Raw genomic sequence first — 14,793 nt, forward strand, 5'->3', positions numbered from 1 at the left:
GGGCATTAAAATTATTGCCGACGAGGACGCAGGGCCGGGCGAGCACACAGGGATGTGTGCGAGAGGTACAGCCACGCTGGGAGCGTGTCTGTACCGGCCCGAGCAGCCCGGAGGACGCTGGAGGGAAGCCGCGGGAGCGGCCAATAATTCTGCCGGATCACCCAAAAGCGCGGGGATGCAAGGGGCGCGCGCTTACGCGCCCCTTGCGCGGTGGCGGCAGCGGAGCCGCAGAAAGACAGCGAACGTTTGCCAACGCAATAAACCTCGATCAAACAGAAACATCGTCATTCATCGCCATTTATCGTCGCACCGCGTACTTCATGCCCGAGGGGGCAGGGCCGGCGCGCCGGCAGGCCCTGCTCGGTTGAGGCTTGAAAAGCCAGGTAGGCAACTGCATATGAACAACCGAAACAAGCCACTTTACCCGTGGCGGCAGGGGGAGCCGCCTCCCCCAAAATTTACTGTTTCAGCAAATGCTCCACCACCACATGCGTCACTTTCCCTTCATGCTTCACGCGCCCGCTGATCATCACCAGGTCCTCCGGTGTGACCTCGTCACCGTTCCAGCGGTTGCCGCCGACGGTAATCCCGACAGTGCCGGTTTTGTCGCGGAACTCAAACTGGTCCTTGCCGGTTTTCTTGATGATATGGCCTTCCAGCGTCACCCAGGCGTCCTGGCGCATGGTGCGTGCCAGCTCTACTGTCGCGCCGCGGGCATCTTCAGAACCGCGGATCCCGGCGTCCTGTTTGTGTGCCGGTGGGGCCGGCTCGTCCGCTTTAAAGCCGCCGTTGTCTTCGGCAAAAGCAGGCAGGGTCATCACAGTCAGCAGCGCAGCAATCGTTAACTTTTTCATTCAACTCTCCTTTGTCTCGCTCCGGCACGGCCTGTTTTTCCGCCCGGCTATTTTTATGCTTACCCTTAAGCATGGCACAAAGTCACTGTTTTGCTAGGCAAACCCCTGCCCGGCTTTTTTTGAACTTACCGTGAGCTGTTTCACGCCCTCACATAAATAATCACGGTTTCTGCATGAGAATTTTTGCCTCCACTCCCGAGACAAGGTAGCATTCACCGCCGTTTTACCGGTTGTTATCAGAGAACAGGCGCTAATCCCCCAGCCCCAGCAAACGGTTGCCTGGGCCGGGAGGGGCGCCGGCAGACAGGAAATTAGGATATCAATGAAATCACATAAGAAATCCGAGAGTACGCGCCATGCCGCGAAGCGCCGCTGGCTGGACTCTCACGAGGCCGGGTATCACAAAGGCATGGGGAACCGCCAGGTTCAGATGATCGCTATCGGCGGCTCCATCGGCACCGGGTTGTTCCTCGGGGCCGGGGCGCGGTTACAGATGGCCGGGCCTGCGCTGGCGCTGGTTTATGCGGTATGCGGGCTGTTCTCCTTCTTCATCCTGCGGGCGCTGGGTGAGCTGGTGCTGCACCGCCCAACCAGCGGCAGTTTCGTCTCTTATGCCCGTGAGTTCCTGGGTGAGAAGGCCTCCTATGTCGCAGGCTGGATGTACTTCCTGAACTGGGCGATGACCGGCATCGTGGACATCACCGCCGTGGCGCTCTATATGCACTACTGGGGCGGGTTCGCGGACGTGCCGCAGTGGATGTTCGCGCTGGGCGCGCTGGCGATCGTGGTGACCATGAACATGATCGGCGTGAAATGGTTCGCGGAGATGGAGTTCTGGTTCGCCCTGATTAAAGTGGCGGCGATTGTGCTGTTCCTGGTGGTCGGCGTGGTGTTCCTCGGCAGCGGCAAACCGCTGGACGGCAACGTCACCGGCCTGCATCTGATCTCCGATAACGGCGGGCTGTTCCCGCACGGGCTGCTGCCGGCGCTGGTGCTGGTGCAGGGCGTGGTGTTCGCCTTTGCCGCGGTTGAGCTGGTGGGCACCGCCGCCGGTGAAACCAAAGACCCGGAAAGCGTGTTGCCGAAAGCGATCAACAGCGTGATCTGGCGTATTGCCCTGTTCTACGTCGGCTCCATTGTGCTGCTGGTCTGCCTGCTGCCGTGGAACGCCTACCAGGCGGGGCAGAGCCCGTTCGTGACCTTCTTCAGCAAGCTGGGCGTGCCGTATATCGGCAGCATTATGAACATCGTGGTGCTGACCGCGGCGCTCTCCAGCCTGAACTCCGGCCTCTACTCCACCGGGCGCATTCTGCGGTCGCTGTCGATGGGCGGCTCCGCACCGAAGCTGATGTCAAAAATGAGCAGCCAGCAGGTGCCGTATGCCGGGATCCTGGTCACCGCCGCCGTGTATGTGGTGGGCGTGGTGCTGAACTACTACGTACCGTCGCAGGTGTTTGAGATTGTGCTGAACGTCGCGTCGCTGGGTATCCTCAGCTCCTGGGCGTTTATCGTGGTCTGCCAGATGAAGTTCCGCAAAGCGGTGAAAGAGGGCCATGCGAAAGAGGTCTCCTTCAAAATGCCGGGCGCGCCGTTTACCTCCTGGCTGACGCTGGCGTTCCTGCTGGGCGTACTGGTGCTGATGGCGTTTGACTACCCGAACGGCACCTACACCGTGGCGACCATTCCGGTGCTGGTGATTCTGCTGACGCTGGGCTGGTTCGGCCTGCGCAAACGCGCAGAAGAGGTGAAAGCGGAGCAACAGGCGCACGAAGCGAAGCACGTCACCGAGTAATTTCCCCCCTGATGCGGGCGGCCAACCGGCCGCCCTTTTTATTGGCGGCGAAGGCTGCCGCTGTCTCCCCGTTTCCCTGCTTAATAGCTGCCCGCCGTTTGCAGGCCCCCGAGGCCCCCGAGGCTGGCCGCCGCCCCGATCGCCATCTGCGCAGTACGCATAATCTGCGGCAAAAAGTGTGAAAGCGCCGCCGCCACAGCCGTGCCCTGTGCAATCATCGCTTCGGCCGAGGCCGCGACCGCCATTTCACTGAGCAGCGCCGCGGCGGAACCGGCAATCACCGGGGCGAGCCATACCGCCAGCGCCACCACCGCCACGGCGGCTACGCCCACCGCCAGGTAGCCGAGCAGCCGTTTCAGGTCATCCGGGTTTTGCTGCCAGTACTGGGTGTAACTGTTCAGCGGCAACAGCTCCAGCCGGGTGGCGAGGCGTTGCTGGTTGGCCAGCCATTTGCGCATATTGACAAACACCTGCTCCGGCACCGCCACCTCGTTGATGCCGGCCTCGTGGTAGCTGTAGAGCAACAGCCCGCGCGCCGGGGCCTCCGGTGGCTCGTTGACGATGCCGGCAAACGGCATCGGCCGGTAGCGGTAGGTCGGGCCAAAGCAGATCCAGCGAAAGCGGGTGGAGGCGGTAGAGGTGCCCGCCTCAGGGAACAGCGGCACGATAATCAGCTGCGGCGGGATAATCCAGGGCGCGCCGCTGGCGTCAAACGTCTGCGGAAAGGTGCCGCGCTGGTTCAGACGCAGCAGCGCCTCTTCCAGCAGGGTTTTGACCGGCCCGCGCAGGATCGCCAGTTTCGGCACCAGGTCGCCTGCAATGGTCTCTCTGGCCTGATCGATGGTGCTGATTTCCAGCAGCTCACAAAACAGCATCCGGCGCGGAATATCCAGCGCCAGCCCCAGCACATCGGGGCGGATATAGCGCCCCTCTTTCAGCCTGGTGGCCGGTTTGCCCTGCTTAATCATGTCGCGGTTTTCCACGTTGCGGGCATAGTAGTTGCGCATTTCTGCAACAATGTGTTTCAGCGCCAGGTCCAGCAGCGGGTTGCCGGTGCCGACCCAGCGGTATTCGGTTTCAAAAAAGACTTCACCCAGCGTATAGCGCTGGAAGAAATTCTCCCGGTACAGTGCCGCCGCGTAAGCCTGGGCAATCAGCGGGACCGAGGAGTTGCGCGGCACCGGCCGCTTAAACCCGCCGCATAAGGCATCAAAGGGCGCGCCGTCGCTGGAGACGCTGTCCGGGGCTTCGCTCATGGTCTGGGCCTCACAGCGTGACCGGGTAAGTGGGCAGCGTGGCGTCACTTTGCAGCCACACCAGCGTGGTCGGCAGGGTGAAATCCCAGCCGTTTTGCGCTTTCGGCTCGACCGGCGCCGCGCCGTAGAGATCGTCCGTGCGTTTTCGGATCTCATAAGCAATCGAGGTGAACTGCGGGTCGTCGAGCGTCGGGGCTTCGCCGCCCAGCCAGAGTTTGCTGCTGACCGGCAGCGGCGGGGTGGTTTTTTGCAGGAAATAGAGCACGGCGGTGCTGTAGGCCAACGGCACCGGCACAATCACCCGCGCCGCACCCGCCTGGAGGAACTGGGCAAACAGCGGGTCCGGGTCGGTCAGATTACTGGTGCTGACCCAATTTTTCTTGCGCCCCCAGAAATAGGGGTAGAACAGGTAGGTCAGTTGCGGCCAGTCAAACGCCTGCTCGAAGAACTGGATATAACGCCCTTCGCTCAGCGCCTCCAGCGGCTTCAGCTCCGGCAGGTGTGCAGGTTGATCGGCCGGGCTGGTCATGGCGTTGAACTGGTTGAAATGCTGGCCGGTCATCATGGTGATGCAGAGCTTTTTCAGCTCGCGTTGCTCAATTTCGCGGTTGGCTGCCGGGTTGCGCCCCTCGATGATCACCGCCCCGGCCTGCGCCTCTGCCTGCGCGATTTTCTGGTCATAGGCGGTTTTCAGGGCCAGCCAGGCGCTGTAGATTTTCTCAAAGGCGGTGGCCTGCCACTTCTGGTATTTCTCTTTGGTGCGTACGCAGTTGGCGGCCAGGTTAACGGCATAGGCGTTGATGTCATACCCCACCAGGCTGACCGGCAGGTTGCCGGACGGTGCCAGCGGTTCGTCGGTGAGCTGGTTGAGGTCCAGCGGGGCGAAGCCGTAATTGCTGCTGCTGCCTTGCAGGGCATGGGTATTGTTCAGCACATGCCAGGCCCATTCCCCCACCTGTACCACGCATTGCGGGTGGTTTTCCCAGGTTAACGCCACTTTCAGGCTGAACATCGCCAGCCGGTAACCTTCGGGGATCACCACATCTTTAATTGATTTCGACACCGTGGCGCCATTGGCAATCCCGCTCTGGTCAAAGCTGGTGGAGGCCGTTGTCCAGTAGGGCGGCGGCGGCTCCACGGCGGCGTTATAGCGCCCGGCGAAAATCTGGTAGTTGTCCTCGGTGATGTCCTCAATGCCCAGCGGCTGGCCGTTGAGGTCAAGGAACGGCACCGGCGGCACGGCACCGGTGGCCGTCACGGCCGCTTTGATCAGCGAGGCGCGGTAATAGGCGGCCGGTTCCGGCAGGATGAATTCCAGCATCAGGCGGCAGCCATAGTTGTAGATCTGCGCGTGGTATTTTTTGTCCACCCAGCGGTAAACGCCGGTGATATGGCCGCTGCCGTCTTTGTTGTCGATGCCGTGTTTGTTGGTTTCCTCGGTTTCGTGGAAGGTTTTGTCGGTGCGCTCGGTTTTGACTTTTTTCTGTACCTTGCTGACGGCGCGATCCACCAGCTCCTGGGCAAAGCTGCTGCTGTTTTTGCTGGATTCCTCTTTGGCAGTTTTATAGGCGAAATCACCCTGTGCCGTGATCTTGACCAGCCCATACTGGCCGCTGACCGTCACCCCGGCGCTGAGCGCCATCTCCTCTTTCAGCGTGGCCTCCGTCTCTTTTTTCAGCTCGAACCGGTCGGTGGACTGGGTATCACGCTCGGTTTCCTGGTTCTCCTCCAGCGAACTGAACAAAATCGTTTCGGTGCGATCCAGCGTGCGGTGGGTACGTTCGCGGAATTCCCCTTTCAGCACATTTTCAATGTGCGCCACCTCGCCCGGCAGGTAGGCCGCCAGTTGCTGTTTCACCACCAGCAAATCGCCGATGCCGAGCGGCCGGATGCGCCCGCCCATCTCCACATCGGCAGCCTGTTCCGCACCGGGCAGCACCACGATGCGCCGGGGCGCGGCAATCACTGGCTTCAGTGCCCGGAGGTTGTACTCCTGCGCCAGCGTGCGCAGGGCGGGGCTGTCAGGCTGCGCGGCGATGTCGCGGGTCAGCGCCTGCAAATGCTGTTGCAGTGCCGCCGTGGCGCGCGGCAGCGGGGTATTGTCAGCCAGCGACAGGCGGTTCATCAGCGTGCGGGAGGCGGGGGCCAACACATCACCCAACGGCACCAGGCTGGTCAGCGTCAGGGTGCGGCCATCGGCACTGCGGGTTTCAGCCGGCCGCCGGGCAGGCGGGGCCTGCCGCGCCGCCGTGAGCAGGGTTTCGGTGGCGGCGTACTCCTCAAACAGCGGGCGCAACGCCTGCACTGCCGCATGGTGTTGATCCCGCTCTGCGGCGGCCTGTTCAGCCGCGGCCAGCGCCTGGTCTTTCCCCGGTGCGGCAACAAACTCCGCCAGCGCGGGCGGCACCAGCGGTTGCGCCTGCAACGCCGCCGACGCGGACTGCACATCGGTTAACAGCCCGTCCTGATAGCACTGCAAAAAGTGCAGCAGCCGCAGCGCGTCCATCGGTTGCTGCAAGCGTGGCCCGGCATCCGGCCCGCTCATCCAGGCGGCGTAGAGGGCATCAAACGCCAGTTCGCGCAGGGTTTGCGGCTTCTGCCCGTCCAGCAGCGCCTCTGCGCCGCCGGCTTCGGCAAAACCGGGCAGGGTATCGGTGGCGGGCAGCGCGGCATACTCGGCCAGCAGCCGGTCGCGGGCGGCTTCCAGCGGCGGCAACGGCCGGCGATCCTGTTGTGCTGACCACGCCAGCGCTTGTGCCGGGGTCGCCAGCTCGCGCGCCAGCACCTTCAGGTAACGTTGGCCTTCCGGCTCCGTGAGGCGCAGGTCAGCAATAAAGTGCAGCGCCCGGCGCGCCGGGGTGAGGAGTTCGGCCGGGCGGACGGCCACAAACCGGAAAATGTCAGTGATGATGGGATCGGCCATACCGATACCTCACAAGGGAAAGGGAAGGGATCCTGGGTGCGCGGCTCCTGAGGGCTAAGCGTAGCAGGCCGCCGCCCGGCCGGGTGGCGCAGGGGCACCATGCATTACTTCTGCTCATCCAGCGGCCGCAGGCGCAGGGTGCCGGGCGGGAAAAAGCCGTTGAAGCCGCACGCTTTCCATGCTGTTATCAGGCTTTCTCCCTTTTGACAGGAGCCGCACCGTGGATCAGATGCATGAAAATAATTGGTTACGCCGGGCAAAGAAATTGTATGCCATCGCCTCAACCGGGCTGCACTACTGCCGGGACGAGTTTGACCGCGAACGCTATGAGGAGATCGCGGCGATCGCCCGCGGTATGCTGGCAGACATCACCGATGTGCCGGTGGACCGCATTGAGGGCATTTACGCTGACAGCGGGCAGGGTTACGCCACGCCGAAAATTGATGTGCGCGCGGCGATCATCGAGCACGGCAAAATTGTGCTGGTGCGTGAGAAATCAGACGGCCTCTGGACGCTGCCGGGCGGCTTCGCGGAAATCGGCCTGTCGCCGCGCGAGAACGTGGTGAAAGAGGTGCTGGAGGAGGCGGGCGTCACGGTGGAAGTGCAGGTGCTCTACAGCATCCGCCACAAGGCGAAACACGCCTACACCCCGGATATCCTGGACTTTTACAAACTCTTTTTCCTCTGCCGCCGGGTCGATACCACGCCTTACCAGGCCGGGGCAGAGACGCTGGAGGTCGGGCTGTTCGCACCGGAAGAGTTGCCCGGCCTCTCCACCCTGCGGGTGATTGAGGCGGACATTCTCGACGCCTTCAGTTACGCCCTCAGCCCGGTGCCGACCATGGTGATCGACTGATCACGCCCCGCGGTAGATCGGCGCGCCTGCCGGGGCGCCGGTGAGGCCGCCATCCACCACAATCTCCTGGCCGGTGATGTAGGCGGCCTCGTCTGAGGCGAGGAACAGCACGGCATTCGCCAGCTCCGCGGCATCCCCCATCCGCGCCAGCGGCACGCTGCGGGCGATCGACGCCTCCAGTTGCGCCATGCCGGCGGCGTCTGCCGGGTCAACCGACCAGATCGGCGTGCGCGTGGCACCCGGCGTCACCTGATTGACGCGGAATTGGCGCGGGGCCAGCTCTGCCGCCAGCACCCTGGTCATCGACCGCACCGCGGCTTTTGATGCGGCATAGGCCGAAAAGCCGGGCATCCCCAGCGATGCATGCACCGACCCATTCAGAATAATCGACGCCCCCCGGTTCAGGTACGGCAGCGCGGCCTGCACGGTGAGAAACACCCCGGTGACGTTGATCGCCAGGATCTGCGCGAACGCCGCCGCAGGGGTATCGTCGACCGGTGTCGCGCCGCCCACCCCGGCATTGGCGAATACGCTGTCCAGCGCGCCGAACTGCTGCGTGGCGGTGGCGAGGGCCGCCGCCAGGGCGGCCGGGTCCTGCGTATCGGCGGTAAGCGCCAGCGCGTTCGGCCCCAGTTCCGCCGCCGCCTGTGCCAGCGTCTGTGGGTTACGCCCGGTAATGGCGACGCGGGCACCCTGTTCAATAAACAGTCTGGCCGTCGCCAGCCCGATGCCGCTGTTCCCGCCGGTGATAAACGCCGTTTTGCCTTGTAATCTCATGCTGCACCTCTAAATGGTTTAATAATAAAACCAGATGATTTTTAGCAGTAGTGGTTTTATCATGCAACCAGAAACTGACATGAACGCGGTGAAAAAATACCGCGCTGAAATAACCTGTTGAAAAGAAAGAGCCTGATGAAAAGAAAAAGTTTACATGACAGCCTCTGCCCGGTGGCGCGATCGCTGGATGTCATCGGTGACTGGTGGACGCTGCTGATCGTGCGGGATGCCCTGCACGGCATGACCCGGTTCAGTGAGTTCCAGCGCCATCTGGGCGCGGCGAAAAATATCCTGTCGGTGCGGCTTAAGGCGCTGGTGGCGGAGGGCATTCTGGCCGTCAGCCCGGCGGCGGATGGCTCTGCGTATCAGGAGTACCGGCTGACGGAAAAAGGACGGGCGTTGCAACCGGTGCTGGTGGCGCTGGGGCAGTGGGGCGGCGAGTACCTGTTCAGCGGCGGTGACCGGCCTGCCCAACTGGTGGACAGCCTGCACGGCCGGCCGTTACGCAAGCTGGAGATGCGGGCGCAGGATGGCCGGGTGCTGGCCCCGGACGAGGTCAGCCTGGTGCCGGGCGGGGTGGATACGGCGGCAGACGCCGCCGCACAGGGTCAGTAACTCAGGCTGAGGATGCGGCGCGCCTTGATCTCGTCGATGTCATGGTGCTCGCCCTGCGGCAACAGGTTGAAGCGTTGCAGGTTCGCCAGCACCTCGTCGATGCATTTTTCCGGCAGGCCGTAGGCGCTGAGCCGGGTTTTGACGCCCATGTCGTCGAAGAAATCACGGGTTTTCTGGATGGCGCGGGTGATGCGCGCCGCCTCATCGCCGTCCGTGATGCCCCAGACGCGTTCGGCATACTGCAACAGTTTCAGCCGCTTGGTGTCGCGCTGCACGCTCAGCAAAGAGGGCAGCAGCACGGCCAGCGTCTGGGCGTGGTCCAGCGCGTAGAGCGCGGTAAGCTGGTGGCCGATGCGGTGGGTGGCCCAGTCCTGCGGCACCCCGGCCCCGATCAGGCCGTTCAGCGCCAGCGTGGCGGCCCAGGTCACGGTGGCACGCACGTCATAATTTTCCGGGTCGGTCAGCGCTTTCGGCCCCTCCTCAATCAGCGTCAACAGCAGCCCTTCGGCGAAGCGGTCCTGCACTTTGGCGTACACCGGGTAGGTGAGGTACTGCTCAATCACGTGGACGAAGGCGTCCACCACCCCGTTTGCCACCTGCCGCGGCGGCAGGGTGTAGGATTTGCGCGGGTCGAGGATGGCGAAACGCGGGTAGAGCGCCGGGTGGCTGTAGCCCACTTTGGCACCCAGTTCCGTGTGGGTCACCACCGCCGTGGGGTTCATCTCCGAGCCGGTGGCCGGCAGCGTCATGATGCAACCAAGCGGCAGCACCTGTTGCGGCGGCAGCCGTTGTGACCACATCGCCCAGATATCCCCTTCATAATGCGTCGCCGCCGCGATGAATTTGGTGCCGTCCACCACTGAGCCGCCGCCCACTGCCAGCAGGAAGGTGATGCCCTTTTCACGCACCAGCGCCACAGCGCGCATCAGCGTGTCAACATGCGGGTTGGCTTCGATGCCGCCGAACTCGTGCACCTCACGGTCACCCAGTGCGGCGCGGGTTTCCGCCAGCGTGCCGTACTTCTCCGCACTGCCGCCGCCGTAGGTGATCAATACCCGCGCATCGGCCGGGATATGCAGCGCAACATCAGCGATCCGCTGGGTGCCGAACAGCACGCGGGTTGGGTTGTAATAATCAAAGTTAAACATGGTGTTTTCCTTTTTTAAACGATCGTAACAACAGGGAAGGGGCACACGTCTGCTTCTCAGGGTAGCGAATTTTTCCGGCGGGGAAAGGGGGGAATGTGCGCACCGGGCAGAACGCCCGGCGCCGGTGTAAGTCAGATGCCCCTGAAAAAGCGGCTTCTTCCAGATAAAACGATCTATTCCAGATAGAAAACCTCGCGCAGCGGATCACTGACCGGGCTGCTGTCCGGGTTGCTCGGCATGATGTCCGCCATATGTTGCCACCATTGCTGACAAATCGCTGTCTGGGCCACCGCCTCCCAGCGCGCTTCTGACTCAATCTCTACCACGCCGAACAGCAGGTTACGCTTCTCATCGAGGAAAATGCTGTAGTGGTGCGCGCCGTGCTGCTTGAGCACCTCGGCCAGCTCCGGCCAGATCGGGTTATGGCGGCGCTCATACTCTGCGTGGGCGGTGGGGTTAACTTGCATAACAAAACTTTTTCGGATCATAAAACGCCTCGCGGTCACAGGGCGCGGCGGCCGCGCCCATTGAGAAAAAGGAGAGGGCTGAACAGCTTACAGCGCCTGAAGGTAAAGCCCGCGCACCTGCTCACGGCTGGCGGCCAGCGGGTTGCAGGGTGCGCACGGGTCGGCCAGCGCATTATCCAGCCAGCCGTCGATGTCCTGCTCGCCGATGCCCAGGGCGCGGAAACCGGCAGGAATACCGACGCGCACAGAGAGGGCGCGCAGGGCGTCAATCGCCGCGTGGCTCGCCTGCTCGTCGCTCATGCCGCGGGTCTCCACGCCCATCGCCTGCGCGATGCGGGCAAAACGTGCCACGGCGGCCGGGCGGTTAAAGGCTTCCACCACCGGCAGCAGGATGGCGTTACAGACGCCGTGCGGCAGGTTGTGGGTCGCGCCCGGCTGGTGTGCCAGCGCATGCACCAGCCCCAGCCCGGCACTGTTGAACGCCATGCCGGCCAGGTATTGCCCGCAGGCCATCATTTCACGCGCTTCCAGGTTGCGCCCGTTCTCCACCGCCTGCGGCAACCAGTGGCTGATGATGCGGATCGCTTCCAGCGCCGAGTGGTCAGTCAACGTATGCGCGCCGAGCGACACATAGGCCTCAATGGCGTGGGTCAGGGCGTCCATGCCGGTGGCGGCGGTGACGGCGGGCGGGATCGCCAGCATCACCGATGGGTCATCCACCGCGATGTCCGGGATCAGGTGGGTGTCGATAATCACCTCTTTCACCTGCTTGTGGCTGTCGGTGATCACTGCGTTGCTGGTCAGCTCTGCGGCTGTCCCGGCGGTGGTGTTGATCGCCACCAGAAACACGCCGGGGTGGGTGACGTTGCCGACGCCGGCATAGGCGGTGGCCGGGCCGGGGTTGCTGGTCAGGATGCTGATCGCTTTGGCGGTGTCGATCGGGCTGCCGCCGCCGAAGGCGATCAGGTAATCGCACTGCTGTTGCCGGAAACAGGCGTACCCGGCATCGACCAACTCTGAGGTGGGGTTGGGGGTGACGTCGCGGAACAGGGTATAAGGCAGGGCGGCGGCTTCGAGTGCGGCAAACAGGCCGTTCAGCAGGCCGAGCTCCACCAGTTGGCCGTCAGTGACAATCAACGCCTTTCCCGGCGCACGGTGGGCCAGCAGCCCCACCAGATCCTGAATCGCCCCTTCGCCGTGCAAACTGATTTTTGGTAACGCAAGCATAAAACTCATGGCAAAACCCTCTTAAAGATAAACATAAGAATCATTTTGCACTGAGATCTGCCCAAAGCCGGGCGAACCCGGCTCGGTATGGTGAGCAACGCCTGACTACCCCTGAACGCGCTGCGCCAGCACGGATTTCTCGTAGCCGCGCACCGTCTCCAGCCACTGGCTGCCGACCGGCGCACCGTGGCGCTGGCAGTAGACATCCCAGACGGCTTGCCACGGCAGGGATTTCTGCTCTTCCAGCAGCGCCAGACGGCCGGTGTAATCACCGTCCTGCTCCAGTTTTTTCAGCTGGTCGGTGGGTTCCAGCAGGGCGCGCAGCAGTGCTTTTTTCATGTTGCGGGTGCCGATCACCCAGGCGGCGATGCGGTTAATCGAGGCGTCAAAGAAGTCCAGCCCGATGTGCACGCGGTCAAACAGGTTATGGCGCACAATCTCACCGGCGATCGCCTGGGTTTCGTCGTCCAGCAGCACCACGTGGTCGCTGTCCCAGCGCACCGGGCGGCTGACGTGCAGCAGCAGGCGCGGCACAAACAGCATCGCGCTGGAGATTTTGTCAGAGATCACTTCCGTCGGGTGGAAGTGGCCTGCATCCAGGCAGAGCGCGGTCTGGCGGCTGGCGGCATACCCCAGGCAAAACTCGTTGGAACCGACGGTAAAGCTCTCCGCGCCGATGCCGAACAGCTTGCTTTCCACCGCGTCGATGTGGTGGTTCTGGTCAAATTTCTCGCTGATCACCTCATCGAGCGCCGAGAGCAGGCGCTGGCGGAAGGCCAGCCTGTCCACGGTGAGATCTTTCATGCCGTCCGGCACCCAGATGTTCATCACCGACGGCGTGCCCAGCTCGCGGCCAAAGTAGGCGGAGACACGGCGGCTGGCCTGGCAGTGCTCAATCCAGAACTGGCGGACTTCCGGGTTGGCGCTGGAGAGCGTGAAGCCGTCCGCGCTCAGCGGGTGGGAGAAGCAGGAGGGGTTGAAGTCCAGCCCCAGGTGGTGATCCCGCGCCCAGGCGACCCAGTTGGCAAAATGCTCCGGCTTGATCTCATTGCGCGCCACCGGCGTGTCGGATTCCAGGTAAATGGCGTGCAGGTTGAGGCGTTTCGGGCCGGGGATCAGCGCGAATGCCTGCTCCAGATCGGCCCGCAGCTCGGCGGCGTTGCGCGCTTTGCCGGGGTAGTTGCCGGTGGCCTGAATGCCGCCGGTCAGCCCGCCGGTGGGGTTTTCAAAGCCGGCGACATCATCGCCCTGCCAGCAGTGCATGGAGACCGGCAGGGTGTCCAGCGTTGCGAGGGCGGCCTCGGCGTCAATATTAAGGTCGGCGAAGCGCTGTTTTGCCAGTTCCCAGGCCTGGTCGATGGATGCGGTCATACTGAATACTCCTCATGAGCGTGACTGAGCGCCTCAAAGCGGCGGCAGTGGGTATCAAAATCGGGATGGGGTTGCGGCGTGAAGCGGCGCAGTGACACGGAGTCCGCCAGCAGGCGGCGGTAAGCGGCGACGTTTTCGACGTCACCCAGCGCAATCAGCTGGCAGCCGATATTGCCGAGGGTGGACGCCTCGACCGGCCCGGCCGTCACCGGGATGCGGCAGGTGTCAGCACATAACTGGTTCAGGAAATCGTTCTGGCTGCCGCCGCCGACAATATGCAGCGCCGTCAGCGGCGCACCCTGCAACGCCGCCAGCTCCAGCGCCACCTGGCGGTAGGTCATCGCCAGGCTGTCGAAGATGCAGCGCGCCAGCGCGGCGGGGGTCTGCGGTTCCGGCTGCTGGTGGTCACGGCAGGCGTGCCTGATTTCATCTGCCATCGACACCGGGTTGATAAAGCGGGCGTCGTTGGGGTTGATCAGGCTGGCGAACGGTGTTTCCTGGGCGGCCTGCGCCACCAGCGCCGGGATGTCTGCTATCGCCAGCTCCTTGCAGATGCGTTGCAGCAGCCACATGCCCATGATGTTTTTCAGCACCCGGTAGCGCCCCTCAACGCCGCCCTCGTTGGTCATATTGGCTTTTTGCGCAGCGGCATGGGTGTAAGGGCGATCGCTGTCGATGCCGATCAGCGACCAGGTGCCGGAGCTGAGGTAGGCACTGCCGGCGTCGGCCAGCGGCGCGGCCACCACGGCGCTGGCGGTGTCATGGGTGGCGACAGACACCACCGGCACCTGCTGCCCGGACGGGGCCGTCCAGCGGCCCAGCGCGCGGCCCGGCTGGCTGGGGGTACCAAACCAGCGCGCCGGTACCCCGGCCCAGGCCAGCAGGTCGGCGTCCCACTCCCCGTTGTGCACATTCAGCAGTTGGGTGGTGCTGGCGTTGGTGTACTCCCAGTTGGGCCGGCCGGTCAGGCGGTAGTGGAAATAGTCAGGGATCAGCAGCAGGTGGTCCGCCTTTGCCACCCAGTCCGGCTGTTGTTGGCTCAGCGCCTTGAGCTGGAACAGGGTATTGAACGGCAAAAACTGGATGCCGGTGCGCTCATAAAGCCAGGCTGCCCCCAGGTCACGCACCGCCCCGGCCATGATGCCGTCCGTGCGGTGGTCACGGTACGACACCGGCAGGCCTACGCGCGCCCCCTGGGCCGTCAGCAGCACAAAGTCCACGCCCCAGGTATCAATGCCGATGCTGTCGAGCACGATGCCGTCGGCGTCGATCTGCCGCAGGCCGTGCAGCATCTGGCTTTCAAGGTAGTCCACGTCCCAGACGTCATGATCCTCACACCGCACCAGCTGGTTGGTGAAGCGGTGGATCTCGGTAAGCGTGATGCGGCGTGTGGTGGTATCAAAACGGGCGAGCATTACCCGCCCGCTGGAGGCGCCCAAATCCACTGTGGCGATATTGCGTACGGTCATCGTGGTTATCCCTTAACAGACTATGCAGCGAGTGTAGG

At 63.3% G+C, this 14,793-nt stretch carries 12 protein-coding genes; 3 read left to right on the plus strand and 9 right to left on the minus strand.

Going from position 1 to position 14,793, the window contains the following annotated elements:
* Positions 1 to 458: 458 nt before the first annotated feature.
* Positions 459 to 854: a YgiW/YdeI family stress tolerance OB fold protein gene (locus CYR52_RS10955; protein WP_072928399.1), complete on the minus strand. Its 396-nt coding sequence runs from the start codon at positions 852 to 854 to the stop codon at positions 459 to 461.
* Positions 855 to 1,176: 322 nt separating this feature from the next.
* On the opposite strand from CYR52_RS10955, the gene ansP reads away from it, so the two are divergent.
* Positions 1,177 to 2,646 carry an L-asparagine permease gene (ansP, locus tag CYR52_RS10960; protein WP_072928400.1) on the plus strand — a complete coding sequence of 490 codons (1,470 nt, stop codon included), beginning with the start codon at positions 1,177 to 1,179 and terminating at the stop codon, positions 2,644 to 2,646.
* An 80-nt stretch (positions 2,647 to 2,726) separates the two neighbouring features.
* Here ansP and CYR52_RS10965 read toward each other — a convergent pair whose 3' ends face one another.
* Positions 2,727 to 3,902 carry a hypothetical protein gene (locus CYR52_RS10965; protein ID WP_101828569.1) on the minus strand — a complete coding sequence of 392 codons (1,176 nt, stop codon included), beginning with the start codon at positions 3,900 to 3,902 and terminating at the stop codon, positions 2,727 to 2,729.
* 10 nt (positions 3,903 to 3,912) lie between these two features.
* Positions 3,913 to 6,825: a hypothetical protein gene (locus CYR52_RS10970; protein ID WP_101828570.1), complete on the minus strand. Its 2,913-nt coding sequence runs from the start codon at positions 6,823 to 6,825 to the stop codon at positions 3,913 to 3,915.
* A gap of 229 nt (positions 6,826 to 7,054) precedes the next feature.
* Between CYR52_RS10970 and CYR52_RS10975 the strand changes: the two genes are divergently transcribed.
* Entirely contained in the window at positions 7,055 to 7,681 is a 627-nt protein-coding gene (locus CYR52_RS10975) for an NUDIX hydrolase (RefSeq protein WP_101828594.1), read from the plus strand.
* Here the strand turns inward: CYR52_RS10975 and CYR52_RS10980 are convergent, their stop codons facing one another.
* Positions 7,682 to 8,458: a glucose 1-dehydrogenase gene (locus tag CYR52_RS10980; RefSeq protein WP_101828571.1), complete on the minus strand. Its 777-nt coding sequence runs from the start codon at positions 8,456 to 8,458 to the stop codon at positions 7,682 to 7,684.
* A gap of 135 nt (positions 8,459 to 8,593) precedes the next feature.
* Between CYR52_RS10980 and CYR52_RS10985 the strand changes: the two genes are divergently transcribed.
* Positions 8,594 to 9,073 carry a winged helix-turn-helix transcriptional regulator gene (locus tag CYR52_RS10985; protein WP_072928404.1) on the plus strand — a complete coding sequence of 160 codons (480 nt, stop codon included), beginning with the start codon at positions 8,594 to 8,596 and terminating at the stop codon, positions 9,071 to 9,073.
* Here the strand turns inward: CYR52_RS10985 and CYR52_RS10990 are convergent.
* The 5 genes from CYR52_RS10990 to rhaB all read right to left on the minus strand — a co-directional run bounded on the left by CYR52_RS10990 (position 9,067) and on the right by rhaB (position 14,755).
* On the minus strand, positions 9,067 to 10,221 hold the full coding sequence (locus CYR52_RS10990) for an iron-containing alcohol dehydrogenase (protein WP_072928405.1): 1,155 nt from the start codon (positions 10,219 to 10,221) through the stop codon (positions 9,067 to 9,069). The genes CYR52_RS10985 and CYR52_RS10990 overlap by 7 nt on opposite strands.
* A gap of 173 nt (positions 10,222 to 10,394) precedes the next feature.
* The gene (gene rhaM / locus CYR52_RS10995) at positions 10,395 to 10,709 is read right to left on the minus strand and encodes an L-rhamnose mutarotase (RefSeq protein WP_101828572.1); all 315 of its coding nucleotides are present in this window, start codon (positions 10,707 to 10,709) and stop codon (positions 10,395 to 10,397) included.
* Positions 10,710 to 10,775: 66 nt separating this feature from the next.
* Entirely contained in the window at positions 10,776 to 11,924 is a 1,149-nt protein-coding gene (fucO, locus tag CYR52_RS11000) for a lactaldehyde reductase (protein ID WP_101828573.1), read from the minus strand.
* Positions 11,925 to 12,020: 96 nt separating this feature from the next.
* Positions 12,021 to 13,286 carry an L-rhamnose isomerase gene (locus tag CYR52_RS11005; protein WP_101828574.1) on the minus strand — a complete coding sequence of 422 codons (1,266 nt, stop codon included), beginning with the start codon at positions 13,284 to 13,286 and terminating at the stop codon, positions 12,021 to 12,023.
* Positions 13,283 to 14,755, minus strand: a complete 1,473-nt coding sequence (gene rhaB, locus CYR52_RS11010; protein WP_101828575.1) for a rhamnulokinase — start codon at positions 14,753 to 14,755, stop codon at positions 13,283 to 13,285. The genes CYR52_RS11005 and rhaB overlap by 4 nt, the downstream gene beginning before the upstream one ends.
* Between the last annotated feature and the right edge of the window lie 38 nt (positions 14,756 to 14,793).

The sequence above is a fragment of the Chimaeribacter arupi genome (assembly GCF_002858805.1).
In the GTDB taxonomy this organism is placed as follows: Bacteria; Pseudomonadota; Gammaproteobacteria; order Enterobacterales; family Enterobacteriaceae; genus Chimaeribacter; species Chimaeribacter arupi.